Annotated in this window: 22 protein-coding genes; 9 read left to right on the top strand and 13 right to left on the bottom strand. The window is 38.6% G+C overall.

The genetic code is table 11. The features are described 5' to 3' along the window. Positions 1-228 precede the first annotated feature (228 nt). Together ACKPEB_RS20340 and ACKPEB_RS20335 are read right to left on the bottom strand one after the other, a co-directional pair. Positions 229-519 (bottom strand): DUF2949 domain-containing protein, encoded by a 291-nt coding sequence (locus ACKPEB_RS20340; protein WP_408966820.1) that lies wholly within the window; start codon positions 517-519, stop codon positions 229-231. A gap of 599 nt (positions 520-1,118) precedes the next feature. Further along, positions 1,119-2,492, bottom strand: a complete 1,374-nt coding sequence (locus ACKPEB_RS20335; protein ID WP_408966819.1) for a GH1 family beta-glucosidase — start codon at positions 2,490-2,492, stop codon at positions 1,119-1,121. A gap of 426 nt (positions 2,493-2,918) precedes the next feature. On the opposite strand from ACKPEB_RS20335, the gene ACKPEB_RS20330 reads away from it, so the two are divergent. Beyond that, positions 2,919-3,527: a hypothetical protein gene (locus ACKPEB_RS20330; protein WP_408966818.1), complete on the top strand. Its 609-nt coding sequence runs from the start codon at positions 2,919-2,921 to the stop codon at positions 3,525-3,527. Between the two features lie 499 nt (positions 3,528-4,026). On the opposite strand, the gene ACKPEB_RS20325 is transcribed toward ACKPEB_RS20330, so the two are convergent. Continuing rightward, complete coding sequence (locus tag ACKPEB_RS20325) at positions 4,027-6,444, bottom strand: CHAT domain-containing protein (RefSeq protein WP_408966817.1); 2,418 nt, start codon at positions 6,442-6,444, stop codon at positions 4,027-4,029. Between the two features lie 264 nt (positions 6,445-6,708). On the opposite strand from ACKPEB_RS20325, the gene ACKPEB_RS20320 reads away from it, so the two are divergent. Together ACKPEB_RS20320 and ACKPEB_RS20315 are read left to right on the top strand one after the other, a co-directional pair. Further along, the gene (locus tag ACKPEB_RS20320) at positions 6,709-6,831 is read left to right on the top strand and encodes a hypothetical protein (RefSeq protein WP_408966816.1); all 123 of its coding nucleotides are present in this window, start codon (positions 6,709-6,711) and stop codon (positions 6,829-6,831) included. Continuing rightward, positions 6,828-8,228, top strand: a complete 1,401-nt coding sequence (locus ACKPEB_RS20315) for an FAD/NAD(P)-binding protein (protein WP_408966815.1) — start codon at positions 6,828-6,830, stop codon at positions 8,226-8,228. The genes ACKPEB_RS20320 and ACKPEB_RS20315 overlap by 4 nt, the downstream gene beginning before the upstream one ends. Positions 8,229-8,609: 381 nt before the next feature. Here ACKPEB_RS20315 and ACKPEB_RS20310 read toward each other — a convergent pair whose 3' ends face one another. The 6 genes from ACKPEB_RS20310 to petM form a co-directional block, all read right to left on the bottom strand. Beyond that, a complete protein-coding gene (locus ACKPEB_RS20310; protein ID WP_408966814.1) occupies positions 8,610-8,825 on the bottom strand; it encodes a DUF2949 domain-containing protein in 216 nt (71 codons plus the stop codon). Positions 8,826-9,497: 672 nt separating this feature from the next. Beyond that, positions 9,498-10,019, bottom strand: a complete 522-nt coding sequence (locus ACKPEB_RS20305; RefSeq protein ID WP_408970105.1) for a DUF192 domain-containing protein — start codon at positions 10,017-10,019, stop codon at positions 9,498-9,500. A gap of 322 nt (positions 10,020-10,341) precedes the next feature. Beyond that, the gene (gene nblR / locus ACKPEB_RS20300) at positions 10,342-11,037 is read right to left on the bottom strand and encodes a response regulator transcription factor NblR (protein WP_408966812.1); all 696 of its coding nucleotides are present in this window, start codon (positions 11,035-11,037) and stop codon (positions 10,342-10,344) included. A 182-nt stretch (positions 11,038-11,219) separates the two neighbouring features. Then, complete coding sequence (locus tag ACKPEB_RS20295; RefSeq protein WP_408966811.1) at positions 11,220-12,137, bottom strand: NAD(+) kinase; 918 nt, start codon at positions 12,135-12,137, stop codon at positions 11,220-11,222. Between the two features lie 133 nt (positions 12,138-12,270). Continuing rightward, positions 12,271-13,251, bottom strand: a complete 981-nt coding sequence (locus tag ACKPEB_RS20290) for an SDR family oxidoreductase (RefSeq protein WP_408966810.1) — start codon at positions 13,249-13,251, stop codon at positions 12,271-12,273. A gap of 200 nt (positions 13,252-13,451) precedes the next feature. After that, positions 13,452-13,553 (bottom strand): cytochrome b6-f complex subunit PetM, encoded by a 102-nt coding sequence (petM, locus tag ACKPEB_RS20285; protein ID WP_072717448.1) that lies wholly within the window; start codon positions 13,551-13,553, stop codon positions 13,452-13,454. Positions 13,554-13,639: 86 nt separating this feature from the next. Here petM and ACKPEB_RS20280 point away from each other — a divergent pair, with 86 nt between their 5' ends. Both ACKPEB_RS20280 and ACKPEB_RS20275 read left to right on the top strand, forming a co-directional pair. Beyond that, entirely contained in the window at positions 13,640-14,497 is an 858-nt protein-coding gene (locus tag ACKPEB_RS20280) for an alpha/beta fold hydrolase (RefSeq protein WP_408966809.1), read from the top strand. A gap of 12 nt (positions 14,498-14,509) precedes the next feature. Next, complete coding sequence (locus ACKPEB_RS20275; protein WP_408966808.1) at positions 14,510-14,827, top strand: cupin domain-containing protein; 318 nt, start codon at positions 14,510-14,512, stop codon at positions 14,825-14,827. Here ACKPEB_RS20275 and ACKPEB_RS20270 read toward each other — a convergent pair. Then, positions 14,824-15,510: a hypothetical protein gene (locus tag ACKPEB_RS20270; RefSeq protein WP_408966807.1), complete on the bottom strand. Its 687-nt coding sequence runs from the start codon at positions 15,508-15,510 to the stop codon at positions 14,824-14,826. The two genes, ACKPEB_RS20275 and ACKPEB_RS20270, sit on opposite strands and share 4 nt — an antisense overlap. Positions 15,511-15,627: 117 nt before the next feature. On the opposite strand from ACKPEB_RS20270, the gene ACKPEB_RS20265 reads away from it, so the two are divergent. After that, positions 15,628-16,440, top strand: coding sequence for a PHP domain-containing protein (locus ACKPEB_RS20265; RefSeq protein ID WP_408966806.1), 813 nt, complete (start codon positions 15,628-15,630; stop codon positions 16,438-16,440). Here ACKPEB_RS20265 and ACKPEB_RS20260 read toward each other — a convergent pair. Together ACKPEB_RS20260 and ACKPEB_RS20255 are read right to left on the bottom strand one after the other, a co-directional pair. Continuing rightward, complete coding sequence (locus ACKPEB_RS20260) at positions 16,437-17,876, bottom strand: sensor histidine kinase (protein WP_408966805.1); 1,440 nt, start codon at positions 17,874-17,876, stop codon at positions 16,437-16,439. The two genes, ACKPEB_RS20265 and ACKPEB_RS20260, sit on opposite strands and share 4 nt — an antisense overlap. A gap of 254 nt (positions 17,877-18,130) precedes the next feature. After that, positions 18,131-19,213 (bottom strand): GGDEF domain-containing protein, encoded by a 1,083-nt coding sequence (locus ACKPEB_RS20255; RefSeq protein WP_408966804.1) that lies wholly within the window; start codon positions 19,211-19,213, stop codon positions 18,131-18,133. A gap of 168 nt (positions 19,214-19,381) precedes the next feature. On the opposite strand from ACKPEB_RS20255, the gene ACKPEB_RS20250 reads away from it, so the two are divergent. Both ACKPEB_RS20250 and ACKPEB_RS20245 read left to right on the top strand, forming a co-directional pair. Beyond that, positions 19,382-20,857: a DNA methyltransferase gene (locus tag ACKPEB_RS20250; RefSeq protein WP_408966803.1), complete on the top strand. Its 1,476-nt coding sequence runs from the start codon at positions 19,382-19,384 to the stop codon at positions 20,855-20,857. Next, positions 20,854-21,810, top strand: a complete 957-nt coding sequence (locus tag ACKPEB_RS20245) for an AvaI/BsoBI family type II restriction endonuclease (protein WP_408966802.1) — start codon at positions 20,854-20,856, stop codon at positions 21,808-21,810. The genes ACKPEB_RS20250 and ACKPEB_RS20245 overlap by 4 nt, the downstream gene beginning before the upstream one ends. A 31-nt stretch (positions 21,811-21,841) precedes the next feature. Here the strand turns inward: ACKPEB_RS20245 and ACKPEB_RS20240 are convergent, their stop codons facing one another. Continuing rightward, positions 21,842-22,435 (bottom strand): PAP/fibrillin family protein, encoded by a 594-nt coding sequence (locus tag ACKPEB_RS20240; RefSeq protein ID WP_408966801.1) that lies wholly within the window; start codon positions 22,433-22,435, stop codon positions 21,842-21,844. A 151-nt stretch (positions 22,436-22,586) separates the two neighbouring features. On the opposite strand from ACKPEB_RS20240, the gene ACKPEB_RS20235 reads away from it, so the two are divergent. Then, positions 22,587-22,832, top strand: a complete 246-nt coding sequence (locus ACKPEB_RS20235; protein WP_408966800.1) for a DUF3134 domain-containing protein — start codon at positions 22,587-22,589, stop codon at positions 22,830-22,832. The last annotated feature ends 213 nt before the right edge of the window (positions 22,833-23,045 follow it).

Here is a 23,045-nt window from a genome sequence, read left to right as displayed (position 1 = left end):
TATCTTGACTCAGATAACGTAGTCAGTTAAGACTTAGGCTGGTCAACTAATTGAAGCTAGAGGCATGAAGCCCCGTCACTTCAGTGCGGGGTGCTGACTGAAAGCTGACTTCTGATTGTTCAATTCAGGTTGTAAGTGTTGAAATCGTTTTGTTAAACGTTTTGGCATAGACAAAAGTTTTCAGATTACATTAAAGCCGTTTTCTCAAAGGATTAAACCTCTCAAGAATTACGCCACTAGAGATGCCGAGAGATGAACCGCTTCTTCTGCTGAAGACCCTAAAGAATCAGGATGAGGATACATAGTTGGCCGTGTTTCCAGAATGCTGCCAAATCGTTCTAACCAATCAAAAATCCGATCAAGTTGTTCGATTGTAATTAATCCATACTGCCACAGGATCATCGGTAACTGACCTGAATCCTGTTCCGGGTGGCGGAGAGCCATCGCAATTGAGGAGGCCGGGATTGCTAACTCCCAGCGTAAAAATTGAATCAGTTGTGCTTGTTTTGGGGAAATCATTGGGGGTTCCTATAAAAAGCGGAGGCAAATACAGTTAGACAACCATAGAATAAAATTCTACGATTTTAATCTTACTAAAAATCTATTGATTTTCAGTGATAGATATGCGGTTAATCCTGTGATTTAATCAACTCAATTTTGTGATCATCGTCACAGTGAAACCCATGACTCTACTCAGTTTCGACAAAATTCCAGTTTTGGAGTTCCCGTGAAGGCTACTGCTGTTTTGGAGAAACATTGTTTTTTATGATACCTTGTTGTTGGAGTTTAAACCCCATTGCTTAAAATTATTTGACAAAACTTGATTTGTTAAAATTTTATTAAAAATTCATTGGAAAATTACGGCTTATAAATTCATAGCTAAAAGCAGGTAGTTATGATTGATTAGTGTACTCCTGAGCTTTCGATTCAGCATCTAAATTTAAGATTTTGTAGACTAGAGTTTTGATAGCAAGGCTTTTGGGCCAAAAATCAAGTGCGTGAAGGTTTATTTTTTAGGCTATTGAGATGAAATTTTGGGTTAAGCTAAATATCATTGATCGTTTTTAACCGATCTAAATCGATGTTGTTTCAAGCTTTCTCTAGGCTAAAAGATGAGGTTAAACAACCCGATTTTGCCGAATACATTCAGCATACCATTGAAAACTGGCTTTAGGAATCCGTTTTTGTGTTGTATAATCCATATAAATTAAGCCAAAACGCCGTTGATAACCCCAAGCCCATTCAAAGTTATCCATTAAGCTCCAAACGAAATATCCTTTTAAGGGATATCCTTCAGAAACGGCACGATGGGCTGATTTAAAATGCTGACGTAAATACATAATTCGATCGGTATCAATCACCTCACCTTGGGCGTTTAATTCATCTTCCGCCGCACATCCACTTTCTGTAATGACAATGGGTAAATCGGCTCGATTTAAGGTTTCACTGATATGACGAATTCCCCAATAAATACACTCAGGAACAATATTCAACCAAGGCATATTCATTCGAGGATATCCTTTAGGGAGTCCTAAAAATTCAAAGCCCAGAGGATGATCAGACGCACGAACATAAGTTGCTGAGTAAAGATTTAAACCTAATTGGTCTAAGGGTTGATGAATAATTTCTAAATCTCCAGGTAAAATATCCGGGGCTTCATTGCCTAATAATTCTAATAAGACCGGACTATAGGAACCCGTTAAAGCGGGAAAGATAATTCCTCCATTTTGACCACAAAGGGCGAAACCCTTTTGGGCGGCTAAAATATCTTCTGGACTTTCGGTTAGGGGAACGGTTACGGCACAATTATCGACTAAAGAAATGGTGCAAGGAACCGTCGAATTGGCTCGAATTGCTTGCACTCCTAACCCATGAGCTAATAAAGCATGATGGGAGGTTTGCCAAACGTCTTTGGGTCGAGAAACAACGGTTCCGGGTGCATGGGGCGGAAGGGCATTCACTTGATAGCCTAAATGGGTAAAACAAGGAATTTCATTCAGGGTCATCCAAGAGGTAATGCGATCGCCTAATTTATTAACAACAACCCCGACATAATCAGCAAAATCATGAGCTATTTCTCGACTGCGCCAAGACCCATATAAATCTTCTAAAGCTTGGGGACTATCCCAATGAAATAAGGTAGCATGGGGGGTAATTCCATTGTTTAATAAAGTATCTACTAAACGTTGATAAAAATCGATTCCTCCTTGATTAATTGTTCCCCGTCCATCAGGAATAATTCTTGGCCAAGAAATACTAAATCGATAATGTTTAATTCCCAATTCAACCATGAGTTGAATATCTGTTTCATAACGATGATAATGATCACAAGCAAGATCACCGGTTTCTCCATTTAAAACCCGCCCCGGTGTTTGACTAAACCGATCCCAAACACTGGGTTTTCGTCCTCCTTCAGTGACGGCACCTTCAATTTGATAGGAAGCTGTCGCCACTCCCCACATAAAATTCGGTGGAAATTGATAACTTACCATTGGCTAGAAACTCCTTCAGGTTATACTCAATGATTGGGATTAATAGTATTCCCACAATCTTTAGTAAACAGGAAAAGATTGAATTAACAATAGTTTAACAGCAACAGAACCTTGGATTGTAATTGCCAAAGCCAATCAATCAGTATTCTGATTGACTCAGTACCTCAACATAATTATTGACACATTTATAATTCCCTGTTCCCAGTTCAGTTGTTCCCTTTCTCCAGTCGGTAATTTATTTTGCACAAGCACTTATTTTCTTTTTTGATATTATTTAATGAAATTTGACAGGAGTGTTAGAATTAAAAGGATGGATAGCCCTAGAACGCTACCCAATTTTTTTTGTAACCCTAGATTGGGGTTGCTTCTCAGCTAAATCAAAGGGGATACTCCGTACACTTGAAAAATCTTAATTCAATGAGGACTATGATGCTAAACCGATTCAAAGCAATTTATAGGATAGTAATTTTAGGTTTAGGGTTGGTTTTCCTATTGGGAATCACACCGGTTTGGGCTGCCAAATCTCTCCCTGAACCGAATGATCGCGGCAACTATATGACTAAATCCGATCATTTATATTGGCAAGTGGTTGATCCTGACCCAAATGGCTTGAATTGTCGCATGGGAAATGCCCGCATTGAAGAGATTTGGAATCCTGATCACCTCGGATTTCCTGCTATTAGTAGTTGGCCTGCGGTCACGGCTTTAAAACCCGATGAAGTCTTCCGGGCACAGCCTAGCTATGGCGGTTTTGTGATTACCTTTGATGATCAATTTTTACCTTGGATTTTTATTAAGAAAAAAAGTGATGGTACACCTGCAAACTGTTTTGTTCGAGCCAATAGTTCACTCATAAAACCCATTGAAGAACCAACTGATCACAACGTTTCAACTTTACCCGTTGAAGAACCAACTGATAATAATATTTCCAGCGAACCTGTTGAACAACCAACGGATAATAATGTTTCAACTCCCCCTGTTGAAACTGCTCCTCAACCTAATATTGACGACACAGAACCCTTGATTGATTTGTAAATCTTTCTTGTTTCTAGGTTTTACCTAGAAACAGGATCAATTAGGATTTAATTCTCCCCAGGATCAATTCCTAATTCGCGTCATTTAGCTGTCAATCCTTCAGCCCGTTGTCGTTCCTGAATCACAAGAAAAATATGGGAAGGTTAGAAGCCTCGTCTATAAGCGAGCAAGGATGAAAACCGACCCAAGCGGGTTGAACCGCCTACAATTCTCAAAACCCATAAGAATAATCATCCTTTTGATGAACTGCTTGCCAATATTTGTGGCTAATTCCTGTTACTCTTCCCTGGGGAGTGACCAGATCGAAACCACCAGATGCGCAACAGAGAACTCGACCTAAATAAAAAAACCTATTTTCTTACCTTTTTTCTTACCTTTGGTAACAACAGCTTTGACAAGATCGCCAGTCTGAAAGCCTTTATGAAATGGTTAGAAGAATTTACATGAAGCAACTCATTGTATAATTTTATTAATTTTTTAAATTAAATTTATAAAATCTTTATTTTTCTTGTTGTAATAATTGCCAATCCCGAATTAGCTCTTTAGACCACATCCAATTTTGAGATAATTGATTCGGTTGAAACTCGGTTGGAGATTCACTAAGCACTTTATCACTAAATTTAACGGCTTTACTCAACATAAATGCTTTTTGTTTTTCAGGTAAAGTTTGAGAATATTTTCGCCAAACTAATCCTAATCCTGCATAGGCAGTTAACTTATCTTGTTGTTTGAATTGAGTTTGGGTATAATTTACCGTTCCTGGTTTAGCTTTTCCCACGAAAGTCGGTTCTTCAACCTCTAAAACTTGAGTCCAAACTTGATAGGCATTCTCTAACTTTCCTTCGGTATAATAGGCAAAACCCAAAGCATTTTTATAATCAACAGATTGAGGATTTTGTTGAACGGCATTTTCCCAGTATCGGCGCACATCATCAATTTTATAATCAGCACTTCCCTGTTGAATTGATTGCCAAGCTAACCGACCATTCAGAAAATTAACAATCGGATGATTCAGATCCTGAACCTGCACCGCCGCTAACGCCGCTTTGGCTTCTTGTAACGCTCCTCGATTTAATAATTCTGTTGTAGCTTCTTCAGCCGCTAATAGCTTGCGTTGATAAAATTGTTCAACGGCAATTCCTAAAACATAATCGGTATTTGCTGTTTTTAAATCCATCGCTTGAGGTTGACTGGAATTAGCATGAACCAGAGTGGTTTCAGATGCCTTTCCCTCACCATTGAATCGTTCTGACTGTAACGCTCGATTTTGACCGAACCAAACCCCAAATCCGAGAGATATTAAGATAAATGGCAGCACCCATAAAACTCGTTTTCCCTTCAACGGATATAGAGAAATAAGACCCGATGGTGAAGTTGTTAATTGGGGCGATACAGAGGTAGAATGCGGTTCAACAGTTACAGGTTTTGGCTGAGATTCTGGAACCGTTGACTGACGCAAAAAATCTCCAATAAAATCGGTATTTTCTAATTCATTTAAACCCTGATATTCGGGAAAGGAATCATCAAATTGATCCTCAAAAAGATGCCCTAAATCATCACAAACTAGATTCTCTAATACATCTTCAACATCATCCTCATTCATACTCTCTCCTTCAGATAAGGATAGGGTTTTAAAGGTAGATTTCACCCCTAAATCCCGTTGGGATAGTGAAGAAAGTAAGGGGGAAAATTCTTTTTCTTCCTGAACAGAATTATAAGATTGAATTGCCGTTAAATACCCATCAAATTCTCGATGTAAATATAAAATAGGTAAAGCCCAATAAAGTTGATGGGAGCCATAAGCAGAAATTAATCCTTGTCTGGCTCGACTTAAACTTAAATCAATCGGATAACCTTGATTCAAATTGCGATATAATAACCGCGTTAACGTCAATGCCACATCATCGGGAATCCGTTCTGCCATTGCTAAAACCCCTGGAATTCCACGTTTAACCGCATATTCAGCAAGATTCAATTGGGCAGTATCATCACTAATATTGGGTGTATTTCCATAGGCTCCTCGACAGGAATTTAACACCACCATCTGCACCCCATTATTAACTAATAATCCGGCTAGATCATCTCCATTTAAGGTTTCTGTTAACCCTGTTCTACGGCTAACTAAATATAATTCTCCTCCAGAAATGCCTAAATTACTATGTCCAGCATAATGAAAGACTTGATATTGACCTTGTTCTAACGCTTGCGTGAGTTGTTCTCGATCCGGTTGTTCTAAAATCGTGAGTTGAATATCAGGAGCAATGGATTCTAAAGAATTTCCTTGACTCCGTTTATTTTCCCGGCGTAATTCTTCTTGTAAATGCAGCACTTCCCGCTTTAGGTGTAGGCTTTCCTGGTCAGTGGGTGCGGCAATGGCAATTAAAATTTTTAAAGGTTGATTGGGTTTTCTAACTTGTCTGTGGAGAATAGAATTCATCCCCGGTTGATAACGGGAAAAAACCACATCTGTTCCTGTGGCAATCGGACGATCTGCCGCGTGTAAAACTTCCCAAGGCAAACTCGATAAGCGTCTACCTTTTAAGCCTAATCGTAATTGTAATAATTCCTGACGATTTTGAGCGATGGCTTGGGCACAAGTCCAACTATCCCGTAACGTTCCTTGAAATAACCCATGATAAAGGGCTTGGCCTAATTCCACTAAACTCAAGACAGATGGCTGAGTGGTTAACTGAGTCTCTGTTTTTTTTCCCACAGCCCGAAATGGAATTACAGTTTGGCCGTTTAATAAACCCAATAAAGGATCATTCATCAGTTGGCGAGTGTGGTCTAACCATTCATCCACAGGCCATTTAACTTGTTCTTCGGCGAGAGGAACGCCAGATGCGACTTTTTCTGTCCGCACTAAATATTCATTGTCCCCAACCGGGGTGACGGAAATATGAAATTCCTGAGTCATGAGATTCTGAAGTTGGGATTTGGGAGCTCAAGAGAACGGGACGTTTTCTTCTGATCAAGTTTCATTGGTGATCGATGACTGAAACTGAAAATATTGTGCTCCCTAAGTCCAGGGTAACGAATATTAAAAGAATTTGCCCGTCTCTAGGTAAACGTTCTTATCTTAGGAACCTTCCCTTTCAGGGACTTACAACCGAGATATCAACGGTTCAGGATGTGATCCATTCTACCTTCAAGGGCTGATGGACTTGACTTGACATTCTAAATGAATTACAATACAATTATGATACAAGTGAATTTAAACCCAGCTTATCAACTGCTATCCGAGAAAGTGGTAGCAGTTGATCTATATCAAAATTTACAAGTCAAACTCTATATTGATTTATGACTCAAGCCATTGCAATTATTGGTGGCGGTTTTAGTGGTGTGATGGTGACAATTCATCTGCTACAAAAAGCAATCCATCCGCTAAAAATTTATTTAATTGAACGCCAACCCCAATTCGGTGAAGGAATTGCCTATAGGACTCCTTCAGACCAACATTTACTCAACGTTCCTGCTGGAAAAATGAGTGCGTTTGCCGATCAACCAGAGCATTTTCTCCACTGGCTTAATCTTCGTTATCCTGAACAGTTAATTACATCTGAAACCTTTGTTTCTCGAAAGTTTTATGGCGAATATTTGCGCTCTATTCTACAGAATGCTGAACAAAAAGCTAGGATAGGAGTTTGTTTATATCGAGTTCAGGATGAAGCGATCGCCATTCATCCCACCTCTAATCAATTAACCATTATTTTAAAGAGTGGAGAACCACTTCATGTTGATCAATCGGTTTTAGCCATCGGAAATTTACCGCCAACAAATCCTCCTATTTATAATCCTTCATTTTATCAAAGTTCTCGTTATCTTCCTTGGGCTTGGTCTGAGTTAAAACCACCGTTGCGATCGCTGACTGACCCCATTTTATTAATCGGAACAGGATTAACCGCGATTGATGTTATTGCCTCCTTAAAAGAACAAGAATATCAAGGAAAAATTTATTTAGTGTCTCGACACGGCTTATTGCCTCAATCTCATGAAAAAATAGAACCCTTCCCTCCATTTTTAACCCCTGAATTCTTTCCGAAAACCACCCGCGAATTAGTGAGTCGAATTCGAGAAGAAATTAAAATAGCCACTGAAAAAGGTTATAATTGGAGAGCCGTGATTGATGCTTTACGGGGAGACACCCCATTAATTTGGAATCATCTTTCACCTCAAGAACAATCCCGTTTTTTACGGCATGTTCAAGCTTATTGGGATGTTTGTCGCCATCGAGTTTCACCTTTGATCTACCAAGAAATTCAAGACTTATTAAACCAGCAACAGGTCATGGTTTATGCAGGTCGCATTTTACAGTTTTCTGAAAATCCTGATAGCGTAGAAGTGTTGATTCGTCAAAGACATAATCAAGAATTATTGAGTTTAAAAGTTAGTTTTGTTATTAATTGTACCAGTTCATGGGGTGATTACCAGAAGCTTCAACATCCCCTAATTGTTAACTTATTCCAAGTCGGTTTAATTCGTTGTGATCCGTTAAATTTAGGGTTAGATGTTGTTAAAAATGGTGCATTAATTGATCAAGAAGGAACTATTTCTCAACAATTATATACATTAGGTTCTCCTTGTAAAGGATGCCGTTGGGAAACAACCGCAGTGCGAGAAATTAGAGAACAAGCCGAGGATTTAGCAACAGAATTGCTGAACCTATATCAAAAGATAACAGCAGTAGTGCCAGCATCCTAGTTGACTGAATCTTAACCGTTAACCGTTAACCGTCAACCCTAAAACTTCAATCTTTTTATCGAGTCGGTATTCAAGATGGCTATCAAAATAATCTATCTGCTGCTAATAACAACTTTTAAAAATTTAGACCTAATCAACTTATGTATCTTTCTGCTTGATTCCTTCCTTCAAACGGATACATTTTGTCCGATGCAATGTGGGTTAGAAAAAGATGCAAAAAATGCGATCGCCCAATAAACCGCCGATGGACAATTTCTCAATCATGTTCGAGAAATTATGCGATTTGTCAAAGAAGCGTAATCCTTCATCCATGTCAAAAACAGGAGCCTATCTAAGCTGAGTTTATACCCTAGGCTATAGGCTCCGCAAGGGTGTCTCGACTTAAGCCGTTTCTAACCAGTCAAAGATTTTATCTAACTGTTCCAATGTCACTAAACCATATTGCCACAGCGTCATTGATACCGGACTCGGATCAATATATTTATGTTGAGAATCCGTCGGATGATTGGCTCGTTCTGCCATGGCAATAGAGTCTGGGGACAAAGATAATTCATCCTGTAAAAAACGAATAAACCGAGAATAATTGCTGGGTGTCATTCTAACTTTCACCTCCTAATAGAAAATCCCTTCAGGAATTCAAAAAATTTTTTAATAAACAATGGTGTTGAGCACCTTTTGTTAAAAATTGAGATGCTTATAAAGCCTGAGCTTTTCAGCTTCAGAACATGAATTTAGGGCTGTTCAGTTGTCCGAAAACGACCGCCGTATTACACAATCGTTTCCTCAGTTTTTCTCCTCACGCATCTACATGAGCTGCGACTAAAATTCCGCACAATTGAGTAGTAGCCACATTCCGTTCTGTCACGAACTAACTTCTCAAGAAGCTATTAACCAGTAGAACAGGTGCAACTCTTAAAACCAATCTGTCGGCAGACATAAGCATTTCCCTGTCAAACGAGAGAAATTATGAAACCCTAAACCTTAGAGCCACAGTGTCATCGTTATTGAACCTTACCTTGTTCACTGAAGCGAACTTGACTCAAGATTAGCCGGGACAACCGATCAAGATTGTCATGGATCAATTTCCTCGGCTTGCTTGCGTTTCCTCACACCTAAGAAGAATAAATCAATGGTATAGAGTTCACTGCTGATCCGCTTAACAGTGCTGGAGTAGACAGGTTAGTAAATTTGTCTACTGTTGTGTAGACGTTATCATTAAAGTTTTAACAAATTACATGAACTTTTGTAAAGTTTTTTTTAACTTTAAGCTCATCGCTGAGAATCCAGAAACTGAATTGGGATGCGATCGCCCACTTTAACACCCAATTCTTGAGAACGTCCTCCCCGGAGTTCAATCACTTGATCCACCAGAACATCAGGGCCATAAGTTGGGCAAGATTCATCTTGACAAGGAGGGGCGTTGACTTGGATGGCTTGAACAATCCCACTCGCGAGAAAAATCATATCTAAGGGAATTTTGCAGTTTTTCATCCAAAATCCCACAATGCGAGGTCGTTCAAAGGGAAATAACATTCCTCGATCATCAGCCAAAGCAGTCCGATACATCAAACCTAATGCTTGCTGTTGGGGGGTTTGAGCCACTTCCAGTTGAATCACTTCCCCTGCAATGGTCACCTGAGCCGTAATCGGTAACATTTGACCTTGATTGTTTTGGGTTTGTGCTGAAGACTGAGACATCCCAGTGCCGATATTCAAAGGTTGTGCTGTTGAAACCGATGAAAATAGGGATGAACAGCTAACCAATAAAACACAGATCACCCCAAAGCCCATGGAGACTAAGGCTGTTGGGATAGAAGCCAAGAGCAAACTCTCTTCCAATCCCGCTAACAGTTGAATGTTCAACCTCCTCAAAAAATCCGTATCATCAGCGACAAAAGATTGTATCGCATCTGAGGGAATTTTGATATTTTTTGTATCGTCGGGAACAGGGAGCACCGGGAGCAGGGGGAAAGGGGAACGAGTGCGACCGTCCTCGGTCGCTGACTTTGAAGCATCAACCGTCAACGGTCAATGCTTCGATAGTTGGAGACTTCGGTAAGCTCAGTGCATCGCAAAGCTCAGTACAAAGCCGTCAACAGCTAACCGCTAACCGTCAACCATCTCTGAGGACATATCCAACGCCTCGAACCGTTTGAATCAGGCGTTTTTCACCTTCGTCTTCAATTTTGAGTCGTAAATAACGAATATAAACTTCAATAACGTTAGACTCACCCAAAAAGTCGTAACCCCAAACATTCTCTAAAATTTGTTCACGGGTTAAGACTTCTCGCGGATGTTCCATTAAATATTTGAGTAACTCATACTCCTTCATCGTCAATTCGATGGTTCTACCATTGCGAAGTGCTCGACGGGTGGCTAAATCCAAGACTAACTCCCCAAACCGCAATTGATCATTATTGCTAATAGTCGGTTGTAAATACAAATTCACCCGTTCTAAAAAAGTTTCGGTGCGATAGGGCTTTAAACAATAGTCATCGGCTCCCGCCTCTAAACAAGCGATGCGATCTTCAAGGCTATCTTTTGCCATTAACACTAATAAAGGGGTACGGGTTCCCAAATCTCGTAATTGACGACACAAAGACAGTCCTGACTCTCCTCCCAAGAGTCGGTCTATCACAATTAATGCAGGTTGTAATTCTGCAATTTGATGTAAACCTGATGTTCCATTATTAACCACAATCGGATAATAACCGGCCTCTTCCAAATCCAGGCTAATTTGTTGAGCTAACAGTTCATCTGGCTCAACCACTAAAATTGAAGGATGATGATCTGACCCCTGCTTACTCATTAATTTGTTAAGTGCGTGCGCAAAATAAATTACCTAGTTGAGAAAGGGAACAGGGAACAGGGAACAGGCACTCTTGCAATGGGCAATAGAAATTTTCCCCCCTACCTCCCCTGCCTCCCCTGCTCCCCCTGCCTCCCCTGCCTCTCCTGCTCCCCCTGCCTCCCCTGCTCCCCCTGCCCTCTTCAGGGTAATTCTACAGAAGTCGGTTTGGCAATATGGGGCAGTCCCCAGCCTAATTTTTCTCGGAGAACTTGGAAAAATTCAGGAGGTTGGAGACGAATAAATTTAGCGTGATAGTCTGAGCGCTGCACTCTGACCTGATATTCAGGAAGAACATAACATCCTCCGTTTCCATCCACCACCATCACTAACTGATTGGGACTGGCTGGATAAATAATCACAGGTTCTTTTTCTCCATAAATTAAAGCCCGTGAAGCCAGAGAATGGGGACAAATAGGGAGTAATTGTAACACTTCTACCCCAGGTGTCACCACTGCACCTCCGGCTGATAAGGAATAAGCCGTTGAACCCGTTGGCGTGGAGATAATCACTCCGTCGGCGGCAATATCCACCGGAGCATGACGGCCGATTTTAATTTCAAAATGACACATACAGGTCATCGGTTCTCGGTGTAGCACCATTTCATTAAGACATAGAGCTTCCCAGAGCACGTCATCGGACTGACAAACCTCGACCGAAATCATCGTGCGGTTTTCAACGATGTAGTCTCCTGAAAGCACTTGTTCCAAAACCACAGGAAGTTGATTCAGGTAGGTTTCGGTTAAAAATCCCATGTGACCGGTATTCACCGCCAATAACGGAATCCCTTGAGGGGCCAGGATACGGGAGGCAGAGAGAACAGTTCCATCCCCACCGAGAGCAATAGCCAACATCATTTCCTGATCAAAATCGGGAGGGGCTATTTTATCAATCGGAGTCCGATGTAATGCTTCTGGCCCAGTGGCATAACCCAATATTCCCACGGTTCCGGGTGCAGTACAAACCTTGATTCCCCGCGCTGTAAGCTTGTCTTTGATATCGGTCGCAGCACGACAAGCGGCGGGTTTAGCATCATTGTAAATAATCCCTACTTTGGACACGCGAAGTCTTCTTAAATGGGGTTTAAAAAAGTTAGAGGTGGTAACAGAACCGGGATTTTCATCCCAATTCTGATTAGAGACAAAAATTTAACGATTGTTAAAGCATACCCTGTCTTTGGGCGATTGCGTTGAGTTAGAGGGGCTTGAAGGGATTGCTCCTTTTTTTGCGCTTTTTGAGCTTCTCCTGTTCATATTCTAATTCTTTAAGTTTTTTCATAATGCGACTAAAGTAGTCCTGCATATAGGTTTCTAAGGTGCTGATTTCCTTGGGGTCAATGCCAAACACTTGATAGGTTTCATCCATCGAGGCTTCCAGGGACTGACCATTGGCTAAGACTTCGGCAAAAGCGAGACGGTCAGACACATTCCAAGTCCACTGAAACCAGCGTGTGACTTGGCGGAAGAGTCGTAGGATTTCCGTTGGGGTACGGGTAATTTTAGCGGTTTTGTCACTACTGCGTTCACACAAAGCAATAATTTCTTCGGCTGTCCAGGCTTTGAAACCCACCACTGGGAAACTTCTGTTCTCAGTTTCAGGAACAGATAAAGCTTTAACTGCAAATTTAGCAATATCTTGGGTATCCATATAAGCCACCGGAGAACTGACCCCCGGAACCCAAACCGCTTGTTTATCTAAAATGGGAATGGCATATTGACCAATGAGCCCTTGAAAAAATCCACAGGGTCTTAAAATGGTGTAGTTTAAACCGGACTCGGCTAAAAATAGTTCGGTACAACGCTTGATTTCTAATAAGGGAACTTGAGGATATTTCTCAGCATCCAAAAAGGAAAAGAAAATAAACCGTTCAACTCCGGCTTCAAGGGCGGCTTGAATCAGAGCAACTTTTCCGTCCCAGTCTACCTGTTTAATTCCTAATGAATCCGTGGGACGGGCCGTAGCTGCATCAATAACAGCCGTTACCCCTTCTAATGCAGGTTTTAAGGTTTCTGGTTCGCATAAATCCCCAGGAACCAGTTCGGCTCCCCATTCCTTTAAAAATGCGGCTTTGCGGTAACTGCGCGCTAAACAACGCACGGTGTAACCTTCATCGAGCGCGCGTCGCGCCACCTGTCTCCCCAACGTGCCAGTCGCACCGACAATTAATAAAGTCATGAATATGAGTCTGAAGCTTAAAGTTTATTAAGTATGGTATCAAACATTCTCTCATTTTTTTACAAAACTTTACATCAGCAGCCAGGAGTCAGAAGTCAGGAGTGAATCATTTCTTCTTCCCCCCTGCTCCCCCTGCTCCCCCTGCTCCCCCTGCTCCCCGTGATCCCCCTGCTCCCGTACTCCCCTACTCCCGTACTCCCCTACTCTCCGCCTTGGATTTTCAGTAACAGGAAGCCACCACCGAGACCGACGAGAATTAAAGAAAAGCAGACCAGGGCAGTTGAGAAGATTTCTCCAGTCATCTATTGCATCTCCATTTATGATAATTAAGGGTTATTGTATCGGATTGTTGACACCTTGATGGAGGTTTGAAAACCTAACCTAATTTATGTTGATGTTCAATTTTGCTGAACTGGGACGTTTCTTTTTTGAAGGAATAGAGGTTTATCCCAATATTTCCTATCGTAAAATTGATGATGTGACGGTTTTTCTGGATATCTATCGACCTAAAACCGTAACGGGAAAAAATAAAACCTTAGTTGCTATTCATGGAGGGGGGTGGATATCAGGAACAAAGGAAGAAATTGTTCCCCAATTGATTCCATTTTTGACTCAAGGATGGTCTATAGTTAATGTTGGATATCGTTTAGGGGGTGTAGCGTTCGCTCCGGCGGCTGTTGAAGATGTTTGTTGTGCGTTACGTTGGGTTTTTTCCCATGCTGATGAGTATCAATTTGACCGTAATAAAATTGTTGTGATTGGCGGTTCAGCCGGAGGACATTTAGCAACTTTATGCAGTATTTTACCGAATTCTACTGGATTTGATAGCGGGATAAAAATCAGCGATGATCAAAAACTAGAGGATTTAACTGAATTCAATGTTGCAGCGATTATTAATCTATTTGGGATTATGGATGTTAAGGATGTTTTCACTGGAATAAATCGCAAGGATTATGCAGTTTATTGGTTTGGAAATCAACCGAATTCTGAAGGATTAGCGGCTCAAATTTCCCCGATTCATTATGTTCGTTCAGGATTACCTCCTGTGTTAACAATTCATGGGAATCAAGATGAGTTAGTTCCCTATGAACAAGCGGTTAAAATGCACCAAAAGTTAGATGAATATAGGGTGCCGAATCAATTATTAACTTTAATGGGGGCAGGTCATGGTAACTTTTCTCCAGAACAAGCTTATTTAATCTATCAAACCATTCAGGACTTTCTGCAAACTTATCAACTGAATTAAAAGGATTTAACAATGATCGATAAATTGGTCAACTTAAAAGATAAAATCCAATACTCAGCCGATGGAATTTTAAGTTCAGTGCTTTGGAAGGATAATATTTGCCAATATACGTTATTTTGTTTGGCAAAAGGAACGGATATTTCTGAACATACTTCGAGTCGAAATGCAATAGTTCAAGTGTTAGAAGGAGAAGGGATTTTAACGTTAAATGGAGAAGAGATTCGATTAGAACCTGGGGTTTTTGTGTTCATGGCGGCGAATGCGCCTCATGGGTTAAAAGCCGAATCTAATTTAGCATTTTTACTCACCTTATCGACTCCAGAATCCTAAAACTGCATTTGTTGATGTTGCTTGCGGTTGAAACGAATTTCTTCAGAAACCAGTAAATAACTTTCGAGAGGGGAACACATATCCCATTTGAATTCAGCCAGAAATAACAAGGTTCCCCCCAAGATTAACCCACTAATTAAAAATTGCCAATTAATGAAATAAGGTAATAATAAAATTCCCAATAAATGCAAAAATCCGGCAATTAAAAAGGCGCGAGAATGTAATCCAATTCCTGTGCCTAAATAGCCTAATCCACATAATCCTAACCACAGGGGACAAATATGAATTAAAATCTCTGACCATCCCCAAAAAATCCCCAGATTTGTTAATCCTAAACCTAATACCATCAATCCCGCCCACCCATAGAGCATCCAGGTCACTCGTTTCAGTTTGACCCAATAGTAACTTAACACCATCATGGCAACGGTTCCCACTAAGGTCAAAATTGACCATAAATAAGCTTGGGTACTCCAGCTAATCGGTAAAAACTGAGCGATGAGAAAGATAATTAACGAAATTCCACCCCACAGTAAAAATGCTAGGTCAATTCGAGTGTATAAATTCGATAACAGCGTTATCTTGCCGAATTTTAAGTTAATTTCTAATAATTCTGTTAAATCTTGGATTTCGAGATGGTACTGTTTACTGCGGATAATGGGTTCTGTGGGATGAAAAAAACTCATGTAAATAAAATTAATAATTTTTATAAATCTTAACAAACTCTTGGGGGAGGAGCAAGATCCAGTCACAATAGACCGGACTATACTCAAGGCAGGCTGTTCCCTTGAAATGTTATAGCGATGTTAGAACTTCACTGTCATACCACCTACTCCGATGGTCAACTCACCCCCACTGAACTGGTGATGGCTGCTGTCGAAGCCGGAGTCAAAGCATTAGCGATTACAGATCACGATACTTTATCCGGTTGGGAAGAAGCATTTCAGGCGGCGACATCGCGAAATATCGAGATTGTACCGGGTGTAGAATTATCAACCGTTCATCATGAACGATCGTTACATATTTTAGGATTTTATCCTGATAAGAATAAACTGGAAACTCCCCTAAAAGAACGTTTAAACGGACGAAAAAATCGAGCTTATCAAATTATAAAAAAACTGGCTGAACTCGGTTATCCGATTGAGTTAGAAGCGATGGGAGAAGGAGTCGCTGCTTCCCGTCCTCATATTGCAATGGCGCTGGTCAAAGCGGGTTATGTTCAGTCTAGTCAAGAAGCATTTGAACGTTGGTTAGGAGAACATAAACCCGCCTTTGTTCAGTATGAAAAATTTTCAATTGTTGAGGGAATTCAACTGTTAAAATCTTGTGGTGCGGTTCCCGTTTGGGCTCATCCTTATTTATATCAAGGTGGAAAGATTGAAACGGTTTTTCACGAATTATTAGAAGCGGGATTAATGGGTCTGGAAGTTTATCATCCTTATCATAGTTTCTCCCAAATTCAACGCTTAGAAAAACTTTGTGATGAGTATGGGTTATTAAAGACCGGGGGTAGTGACTATCATGGGGTGGGTCAGTTAAATCAATTTAATTTATCTCTGAGTTTATTAGATCCTTTAAAACAAGCGGCTCATAATTTATCGAGTTTAATACCTTAAAAAATAGGTAATAAAATTTCAAATTCGGTTCCGACTCCTGGGGTAGAAACAAAATTGAGTTGACCGCCATGTTTTTCACTAATAATTTGGTGGCTAATGGCTAATCCTAATCCTGTTCCTTTTCCAGCAGGTTTCGTGGTAAAAAAGGTATCAAAAATCTGAGATTGAATCTCTTGAGGAATTCCGGCTCCATTATCCCGAATACAGATTGAAACCCATTTGGAGACTGAATTAATATGAATTGTATCTTCATTGATGAAAGAGATTGTTTGAAGGTGAGTCGGTAAACCCGATAATAAACGATTGGTTTGGGAAAGTTGTGCTAACTGGGCTGGATAAATTTCACGTTCTGATCGGGTTTTAATTTGAGTTTTGACCTCTATAATTCTAGGATTTTGATTGCTTTTATCTACCTCTTCTAAAGCATCAATACCATTAGAAATTAGATTCATAAAAACTTGGCTGAGTTGACCTGAATAGCAGTTAACTAAAGGAATATCTCCATAATCTTTAATTACTTCAATTCCTTGTCTTAAGCGAGTTTTTAGAATTAATAACGTACCATCAATACAATCATGAATATTAATTTCTCGGCGTTGGCTACCATCCATATGAGAAAAACTATGTAAACTATTTACCAGTTGACTGAGACGTTCTGAACTAACAGTAATACTTTTAATCACGTCTCCTAAATCTTGTTGTAAAAATTCAAAATCAATTTCTGCTTTAATATCATCAATCATTGGAGAAGGTTGTTGAGTATTTTCATGATAAGCTTGAATTAATCTCATTAAATCATGATAATAATTTAAAAGACAGTTAGAATTTCCTAAAATACAGCTTACTGGATTTTTAATTTCATGGGCTACTCCTGCTACCATTTTTCCTAAACTAGCTAATTTTTCCGTTTGAATGAGTTGAGATTGAGAGTGCTGACGTAATAATTCAGTTGTTAATTGATGCAGATAAGATTGAGCGACTAATAACTGTTGAATGTCCAAAAGTTGATAGCAATTTTCGGTTAACTGAACGACAATGGGTTCATATAGTAATTCAGGCGATCGCTGTACGGCTTTATGAGCAGCTTCTACAATTAAAGTATTTCCGGGTAAGATTAATAATTCGGTTTGAGCAAACCGTTGTAAGGATCGAATCGCACGTTTTAAAAACAATTCTCGTCCATAGGGACGACTTAAGTATTCAAAAAATCGCCGTCGGGAAATCATCCCACTAAATTGATTTTCTTCAGTTAAAATTACCCCAGGAATTAAAGGATTAACTTCTAACTTTTGAGTCAGAATCATTCCAGGTTGATTGATGTCAACCTGAATATCATATAAAAATAATTCTTGGAGGGTAGATTCTAACTCTAAATTATGAATGGAGGAAAAAGGAAAAGGTGAGGATGGCGTTTCCATAGAGGATACATTAAACATAACCGTATTCATGAAAGTAGAGTAACGTTAAATTTGTAGGAGAAGGGATGCTTTTTTACCCTGAAAGCCTTTTATTCTATTTTATTCTATAATTTATAAGTTGAAGCAAAATTTTAAATTTAACCTATTATTAAGATTTTTAGCTGTTTTTAAACTAATTGGGGTTAAATACGCCTAGAACCCAAAAGACAGGGTTAGCACAGGGAAAATCACTTTTTAATTCTGACTATTTTTTAAGAATTTTGCAGGAGAAATCAGGGACTCATCACCCAAAGATAAGGATGTCTCATACTGGAACTCACAACTTGATCTCGTCCTTGATTTTTCGCTTGATACAACGCTTGATCAGCCGCAATAATTAAATCTCCTGGGTTTTTAATTTTGTTCATTATTTCTGGATTTCCAAATTCTACGGTCGCCACTCCTAAACTCAGAGTAATCTGTGAACTTATGGAAGAATTGGGATGATGAAGCTGAATCGCTTTGATATTTTCTCGGACTTTTTCGGCGATTAAAATCGCTTGTTTGTGTCCGATTTTAGGTAAAACTACAACAAATTCTTCTCCCCCATATCGAGCCACTAAACCTTGATCTAAGGTGACAGTTTTGGTGATCACTTGAGCCACTTGTTTGAGACAATCATCTCCAGCTTGATGTCCATAACTATCATTATAAGCTTTGAAATAATCAACATCAGCAAAAATCAGAGAAAGGGGAAATTCAGTGGATTTCAGTTGTAACCATTTTTGATCAAAATATTGATCAAAAAATCGACGATTAGCGACTTGTGTTAATCCATCTAAGCTGGCTTGAATTTGTAATTCATGATATAATTGATGTAAAAATTGATTCGCTAATTTATGAATCTTAGACTGAGCAAGTAACAGTTGATACATATCAATAAGTCGGTAACTTTGAGGTTCAACTTGAACAACAATGGGTTCATAAACTAAATCGGGTAAGCGTTGTAAAGCCATTTCAGTTGCTTCTAATATGGGAGTGGAACCTGATAACATTAAAACTTCTTTTTTTTCCCAACGATACAACAGTTTTAATGGACGCTTCAAAAACAGTTCAATTCCATAGGGACGGCTTAACCGTTCTAAAAAACGTTGTCGAGAAATCATCCCAAAAAAATCTTGATCTTGAGTTAAAATGACCCCTGGTAATAAAGGATTACACTTAAAAAAGTTAGCAACGACTTCTCCAGTTTCTGAAATATCAACTTGACTATCATATAAGTATTGATCTTGGAGCGTTGATGATAAGTCTGAATTAGGAATGGAAGCAACGAGATAGGACGGGTTGTATAACTCAAATCCGTTGGAACTTAGCATAAAATGTTGATGTTGTTTGTAAAGATATGATCAACTGAAGTGGATTATATTTTTCAAAATCCCACATCAGATTTATGATTCTCTATTATAACCAAGTTCTAGCATAATCGCAGGAGTCAAAATCCGTTCTGATGCAACTTTAACTAGAATTTTATAAACTTTTGTGATATGATTGTAAAGTTTTTACTAATATTTTTAACTTATACATCTGTGTTAATAGAACCCTTGGATCAAAATTGTAAAAGCTTAACCCTCTTTAGTCTTGATCAGATTACAGAGTTAGATGATAAACTTCAGCAATATTTCTCGGAAAAGTTAGTTTTCAAGCCAGAATTTAATCGAACCTTAGTTAGTTTTCAAGCTAATAAAACTAAAGCTCTTTATCGTTGCTTTAAGTATAAAGAAGCTTTTTCAGTTTCTCTTGTTCAATATTTGCTTGAAAAATATCAAATTAATCAAGGTAATATTTTAGAGCCTTTTGCTGGGAGTGGAACCACTTTATTTGCTGCTAATTCTTGTGGGATTGATGCAGAGGGTATTGAATTACTTCCGATTGGCCAGGAAATCATTAACACGCGAAAAATCATTGACTTAAATTTGAGCATAGAAGACTTAAAAAGAATTGAATATTGGAAAAAACATAAACCTTGGTTAGAGACACAAGAGTTAGAGCCTTTACCTGAACTAAAAATTACAGAAGGTGCTTATCCTGACGAAACAAAACGATTGATTGAAAAGTATAGAGGTGCTTTAAAATTAGAAAATCAGCAAGTCAAAAGTTTATTATTTTTTGCTTTATTATGTGTCTTAGAAGAAATTAGTTATACACGCAAAGATGGTCAATATTTGCGCTGGGATTATCGCTCAAACCATAGACAAGGAAAAACTCCTTTTAACAAGGGAGAAATCCTTAAATTTGAACAAGCTATTGTTAATAAGCTTGATGAAATTATTGAAGATATTCAGCCATCTAGTCAACAATTAGAGCTTTTTTCTGGTAATTTAGATAAAGGAAATATTAAACTTTATCAAGGTTCATGTTTAGATATTCTTCCAACTTTACCTGTAAATTACTATGATGCTGTGATTACTTCTCCACCTTATTGTAATCGTTATGACTATACTCGAACCTATGCTTTAGAATTAGCATTACTGGGTATCAATGAAAAAGAACTGGTACACCTTCGACAACAAATGTTAAGTTGTACGGTTGAGAATAAAACGAAAGATTTATTAAAAATTAATTCTGACTGGAGACGCGCAATTAATATAGCCGATAATCAAAAATTATTACAATTTATTTTAAAGAATTTAGAACAACAAAAACAGCAAAATTTATTAAATAATAATGGAATCATTAGAATGATTAGAGGTTATTTTTATGAAATGGCTTGTGTCATTCAAGAGTGTGGTAGAGTGATGAAGCCTCATGCACCTTTAATTATGGTAAATGATAATGTTCGTTATGCAGGAATCAGTATTTCTGTAGATTTAATTCTGTCTAAAATCGCAGAAGAATTAGGATTTTATATTGAAAATATTTTTGTCTTACCTAATGGTAAAGGAAATAGTAGCCAACAGATGGGACTACATGGACGAGAACCTTTAAGAAAGTGTATTTATATTTGGAGAAATGGGAAATGACAGCAACACGACCCTATCTACAACATTTGACGAGTAGTGAAGATCTGATTACAAATTATCAAGCAACTCGCTCAGGTTTTGTGGCTTTAGCTTTGGAAAAAAATCGTAGAGCAACTCCCTTTATTGAACAAGCAAGAACGCTTAAACTATTTGCATCTCAAGCTAAAAACCCTACAGATCTAATCAATATTTTAGATATACAACCCGCTTTAATAACAGCAGCCGGAATTTCTGATAAAGCAATTAAATATTTAGAGAATCAAGATAAAATTGATGCAATTCAAGGACTAATTAAAAACTTTTTAGAACCTGCTGGAACAAATTTTGTAGAAGAGTTAGTTTTTAGATTTTTATTAACGCGGGGAGAGACATTAGGCGGCTCCATGCGTAATGCAGGAGGAATTCTAGCACAACGAAAGCTAATTCGTACCTTAATTTCTATATTAAGAATTTCAGGAAAATCTTATCGATGGCTACATTCTGTCACGAATCAATGGGTACCAATGCTGGAAGATGATTCTGATATTGAATTATATTTAAAAGGGTTAAATTGGCTATCTGAAAGTGAACAGCGAACTTTAATGTTGAATCGAAAAGTTAGTGTTGTAGGTAATAATATAGATTTATGTTTATTGAATTGTTCTCCAGAAGAACTAACTCAAAAAGAACAATTACCCTCCAGCTATATTGCATTAGGAGAACTGAAAGGAGGAATTGATCCAGCAGGTGCAGATGAACATTGGAAAACAGCACGAACCGCGTTACAGAGAATTGTGATTGCATTCTCAAAGATTGAACTTAAACCCCATACTTTTTTTATTGGTGCCGCCATTGAAAAAAACATGGCTAGAGAAATTTGGTATCAACTTGAAACTGGAGTTTTAGAAAATGCAGCTAATCTTACCAATGATCAACAAATGGCTTCCATTGGTCGATGGATATGCCATCTTTGAGGTAAAAACTCAATTTAACCCTACATTTAAATTAAACAACTTTTGTTAACACAAACACACTCCCTACATTTCCCCGTCCAATTCTTAAATCTTCATCTAAATAGGTAATATCTAACCAGCCTTTTTGATCCCGTTCTTGTAAACTAAAATCAATGGCTATGAATTTTTTACCTTTTTCAATATCCGCAATAAAAGGATTCGGAGACTGATATCCGATGAAGCGTTGAGAACCAATAATCAAACGATTAAATTTAACGTTTACTCGTTGATCTGAAACGGGTTCAAATTGTGCTGCTACGCTTACTAATCCTTCTAATAACGGTAAACTTTGAACTTCTGCAATATTGTAAACTTTCTGTTCGGCTACCCGAATACATTGATAAATTTGTCCTAATCTCAATAACGGTAAACGACCAATTCCTAATAATTCATCGCTACTGGTATACAACAGGCGCCAATTTCCCTCTAACAGTTGAGGAACTTCTAAGGGTCGAGGGTTAGGGTTAAAGTCTTCCAGTTGAGTAATAGCGGCTAAAATAGCAACTTTATCGGTTTCGGAGGCGAGTAAACCTCGATTTTTACCCGCAATCATTTCTAGCAAAAAGGATTTTTTAGAGTTAATCATAATTTAAAATTATATTTTCTTTAATATAGGTTAGCTTTTTTAATCAATAAGGTTCGATATAGATTTAACAATTATGATACTGTCCATAATCAATGATTGTGTAAAATTACATCAAGTGTAACTGACTTCTATTTGACACCTGAAACTAAAAATGCTCAATCCATCGTTGCGCGAAATTCCTGTTCATGAACCTGCTGATGTGATTCCTTCTAAGCAAGAAATTTCACTTTTGACTTGGTTAGAATCAACGGGACGTCTGATTGAACGAGATACCGTCAGCAGTACAGCCGTTGACTATCTCGATGATGAAGAGGAAATCTCCGAACTCATGTCCGTTGATGACTCCGCTTACGATGATGATGATCTCGATGATGATGATGATTTATTAGAAGGCTAGAAATCGAAACGGGGAAACTGTCAAACTTGACCGAAACCCTGTATTTTTTTCCAGTCCTTTAATTTTGTGGTGTTGAGGATTAAAATTTTCTGTGGATAGTAAATTTTCTTCGGTTAAATCATTCAACTTGTCTGGACAAACCTTATTGTTGTTCCTGACTTTAGGGTTGAGTGTATTCGCCTTAAGTTTAGATGGGGTGAACGACCATTTATT

The sequence above is a fragment of the Planktothrix sp. genome (assembly GCF_046067725.1).
Taxonomy (GTDB): Bacteria; Cyanobacteriota; Cyanobacteriia; order Cyanobacteriales; family Microcoleaceae; genus Planktothrix.
The sequence above is the reverse complement of the archived record's forward strand: the minus strand, read 5'-3'. Positions and strand labels throughout refer to the sequence as shown.

Coding starts and splice junctions, on each gene's coding strand:
- ACKPEB_RS20340 (WP_408966820.1), bottom strand. CDS start 519: ATGATTTCCCCAAAACAAGCACAACTGATTCAATTTTTACGCTGGGAG.
- ACKPEB_RS20335 (WP_408966819.1), bottom strand. CDS start 2,492: ATGGTAAGTTATCAATTTCCACCGAATTTTATGTGGGGAGTGGCGACA.
- ACKPEB_RS20330 (WP_408966818.1), top strand. CDS start 2,919: ATGATGCTAAACCGATTCAAAGCAATTTATAGGATAGTAATTTTAGGT.
- ACKPEB_RS20325 (WP_408966817.1), bottom strand. CDS start 6,444: ATGACTCAGGAATTTCATATTTCCGTCACCCCGGTTGGGGACAATGAA.
- ACKPEB_RS20320 (WP_408966816.1), top strand. CDS start 6,709: ATGAATTACAATACAATTATGATACAAGTGAATTTAAACCCAGCTTAT.
- ACKPEB_RS20315 (WP_408966815.1), top strand. CDS start 6,828: ATGACTCAAGCCATTGCAATTATTGGTGGCGGTTTTAGTGGTGTGATG.
- ACKPEB_RS20310 (WP_408966814.1), bottom strand. CDS start 8,825: ATGACACCCAGCAATTATTCTCGGTTTATTCGTTTTTTACAGGATGAA.
- ACKPEB_RS20305 (WP_408970105.1), bottom strand. CDS start 10,019: ATGGGCTTTGGGGTGATCTGTGTTTTATTGGTTAGCTGTTCATCCCTA.
- nblR (WP_408966812.1), bottom strand. CDS start 11,037: ATGAGTAAGCAGGGGTCAGATCATCATCCTTCAATTTTAGTGGTTGAG.
- ACKPEB_RS20290 (WP_408966810.1), bottom strand. CDS start 13,251: ATGACTTTATTAATTGTCGGTGCGACTGGCACGTTGGGGAGACAGGTG.
- petM (WP_072717448.1), bottom strand. CDS start 13,553: ATGACTGGAGAAATCTTCTCAACTGCCCTGGTCTGCTTTTCTTTAATT.
- ACKPEB_RS20280 (WP_408966809.1), top strand. CDS start 13,640: ATGTTGATGTTCAATTTTGCTGAACTGGGACGTTTCTTTTTTGAAGGA.
- ACKPEB_RS20275 (WP_408966808.1), top strand. CDS start 14,510: ATGATCGATAAATTGGTCAACTTAAAAGATAAAATCCAATACTCAGCC.
- ACKPEB_RS20270 (WP_408966807.1), bottom strand. CDS start 15,510: ATGAGTTTTTTTCATCCCACAGAACCCATTATCCGCAGTAAACAGTAC.
- ACKPEB_RS20265 (WP_408966806.1), top strand. CDS start 15,628: ATGTTAGAACTTCACTGTCATACCACCTACTCCGATGGTCAACTCACC.
- ACKPEB_RS20260 (WP_408966805.1), bottom strand. CDS start 17,876: ATGTTTAATGTATCCTCTATGGAAACGCCATCCTCACCTTTTCCTTTT.
- ACKPEB_RS20255 (WP_408966804.1), bottom strand. CDS start 19,213: ATGCTAAGTTCCAACGGATTTGAGTTATACAACCCGTCCTATCTCGTT.
- ACKPEB_RS20250 (WP_408966803.1), top strand. CDS start 19,382: ATGATTGTAAAGTTTTTACTAATATTTTTAACTTATACATCTGTGTTA.
- ACKPEB_RS20245 (WP_408966802.1), top strand. CDS start 20,854: ATGACAGCAACACGACCCTATCTACAACATTTGACGAGTAGTGAAGAT.
- ACKPEB_RS20240 (WP_408966801.1), bottom strand. CDS start 22,435: ATGATTAACTCTAAAAAATCCTTTTTGCTAGAAATGATTGCGGGTAAA.
- ACKPEB_RS20235 (WP_408966800.1), top strand. CDS start 22,587: ATGCTCAATCCATCGTTGCGCGAAATTCCTGTTCATGAACCTGCTGAT.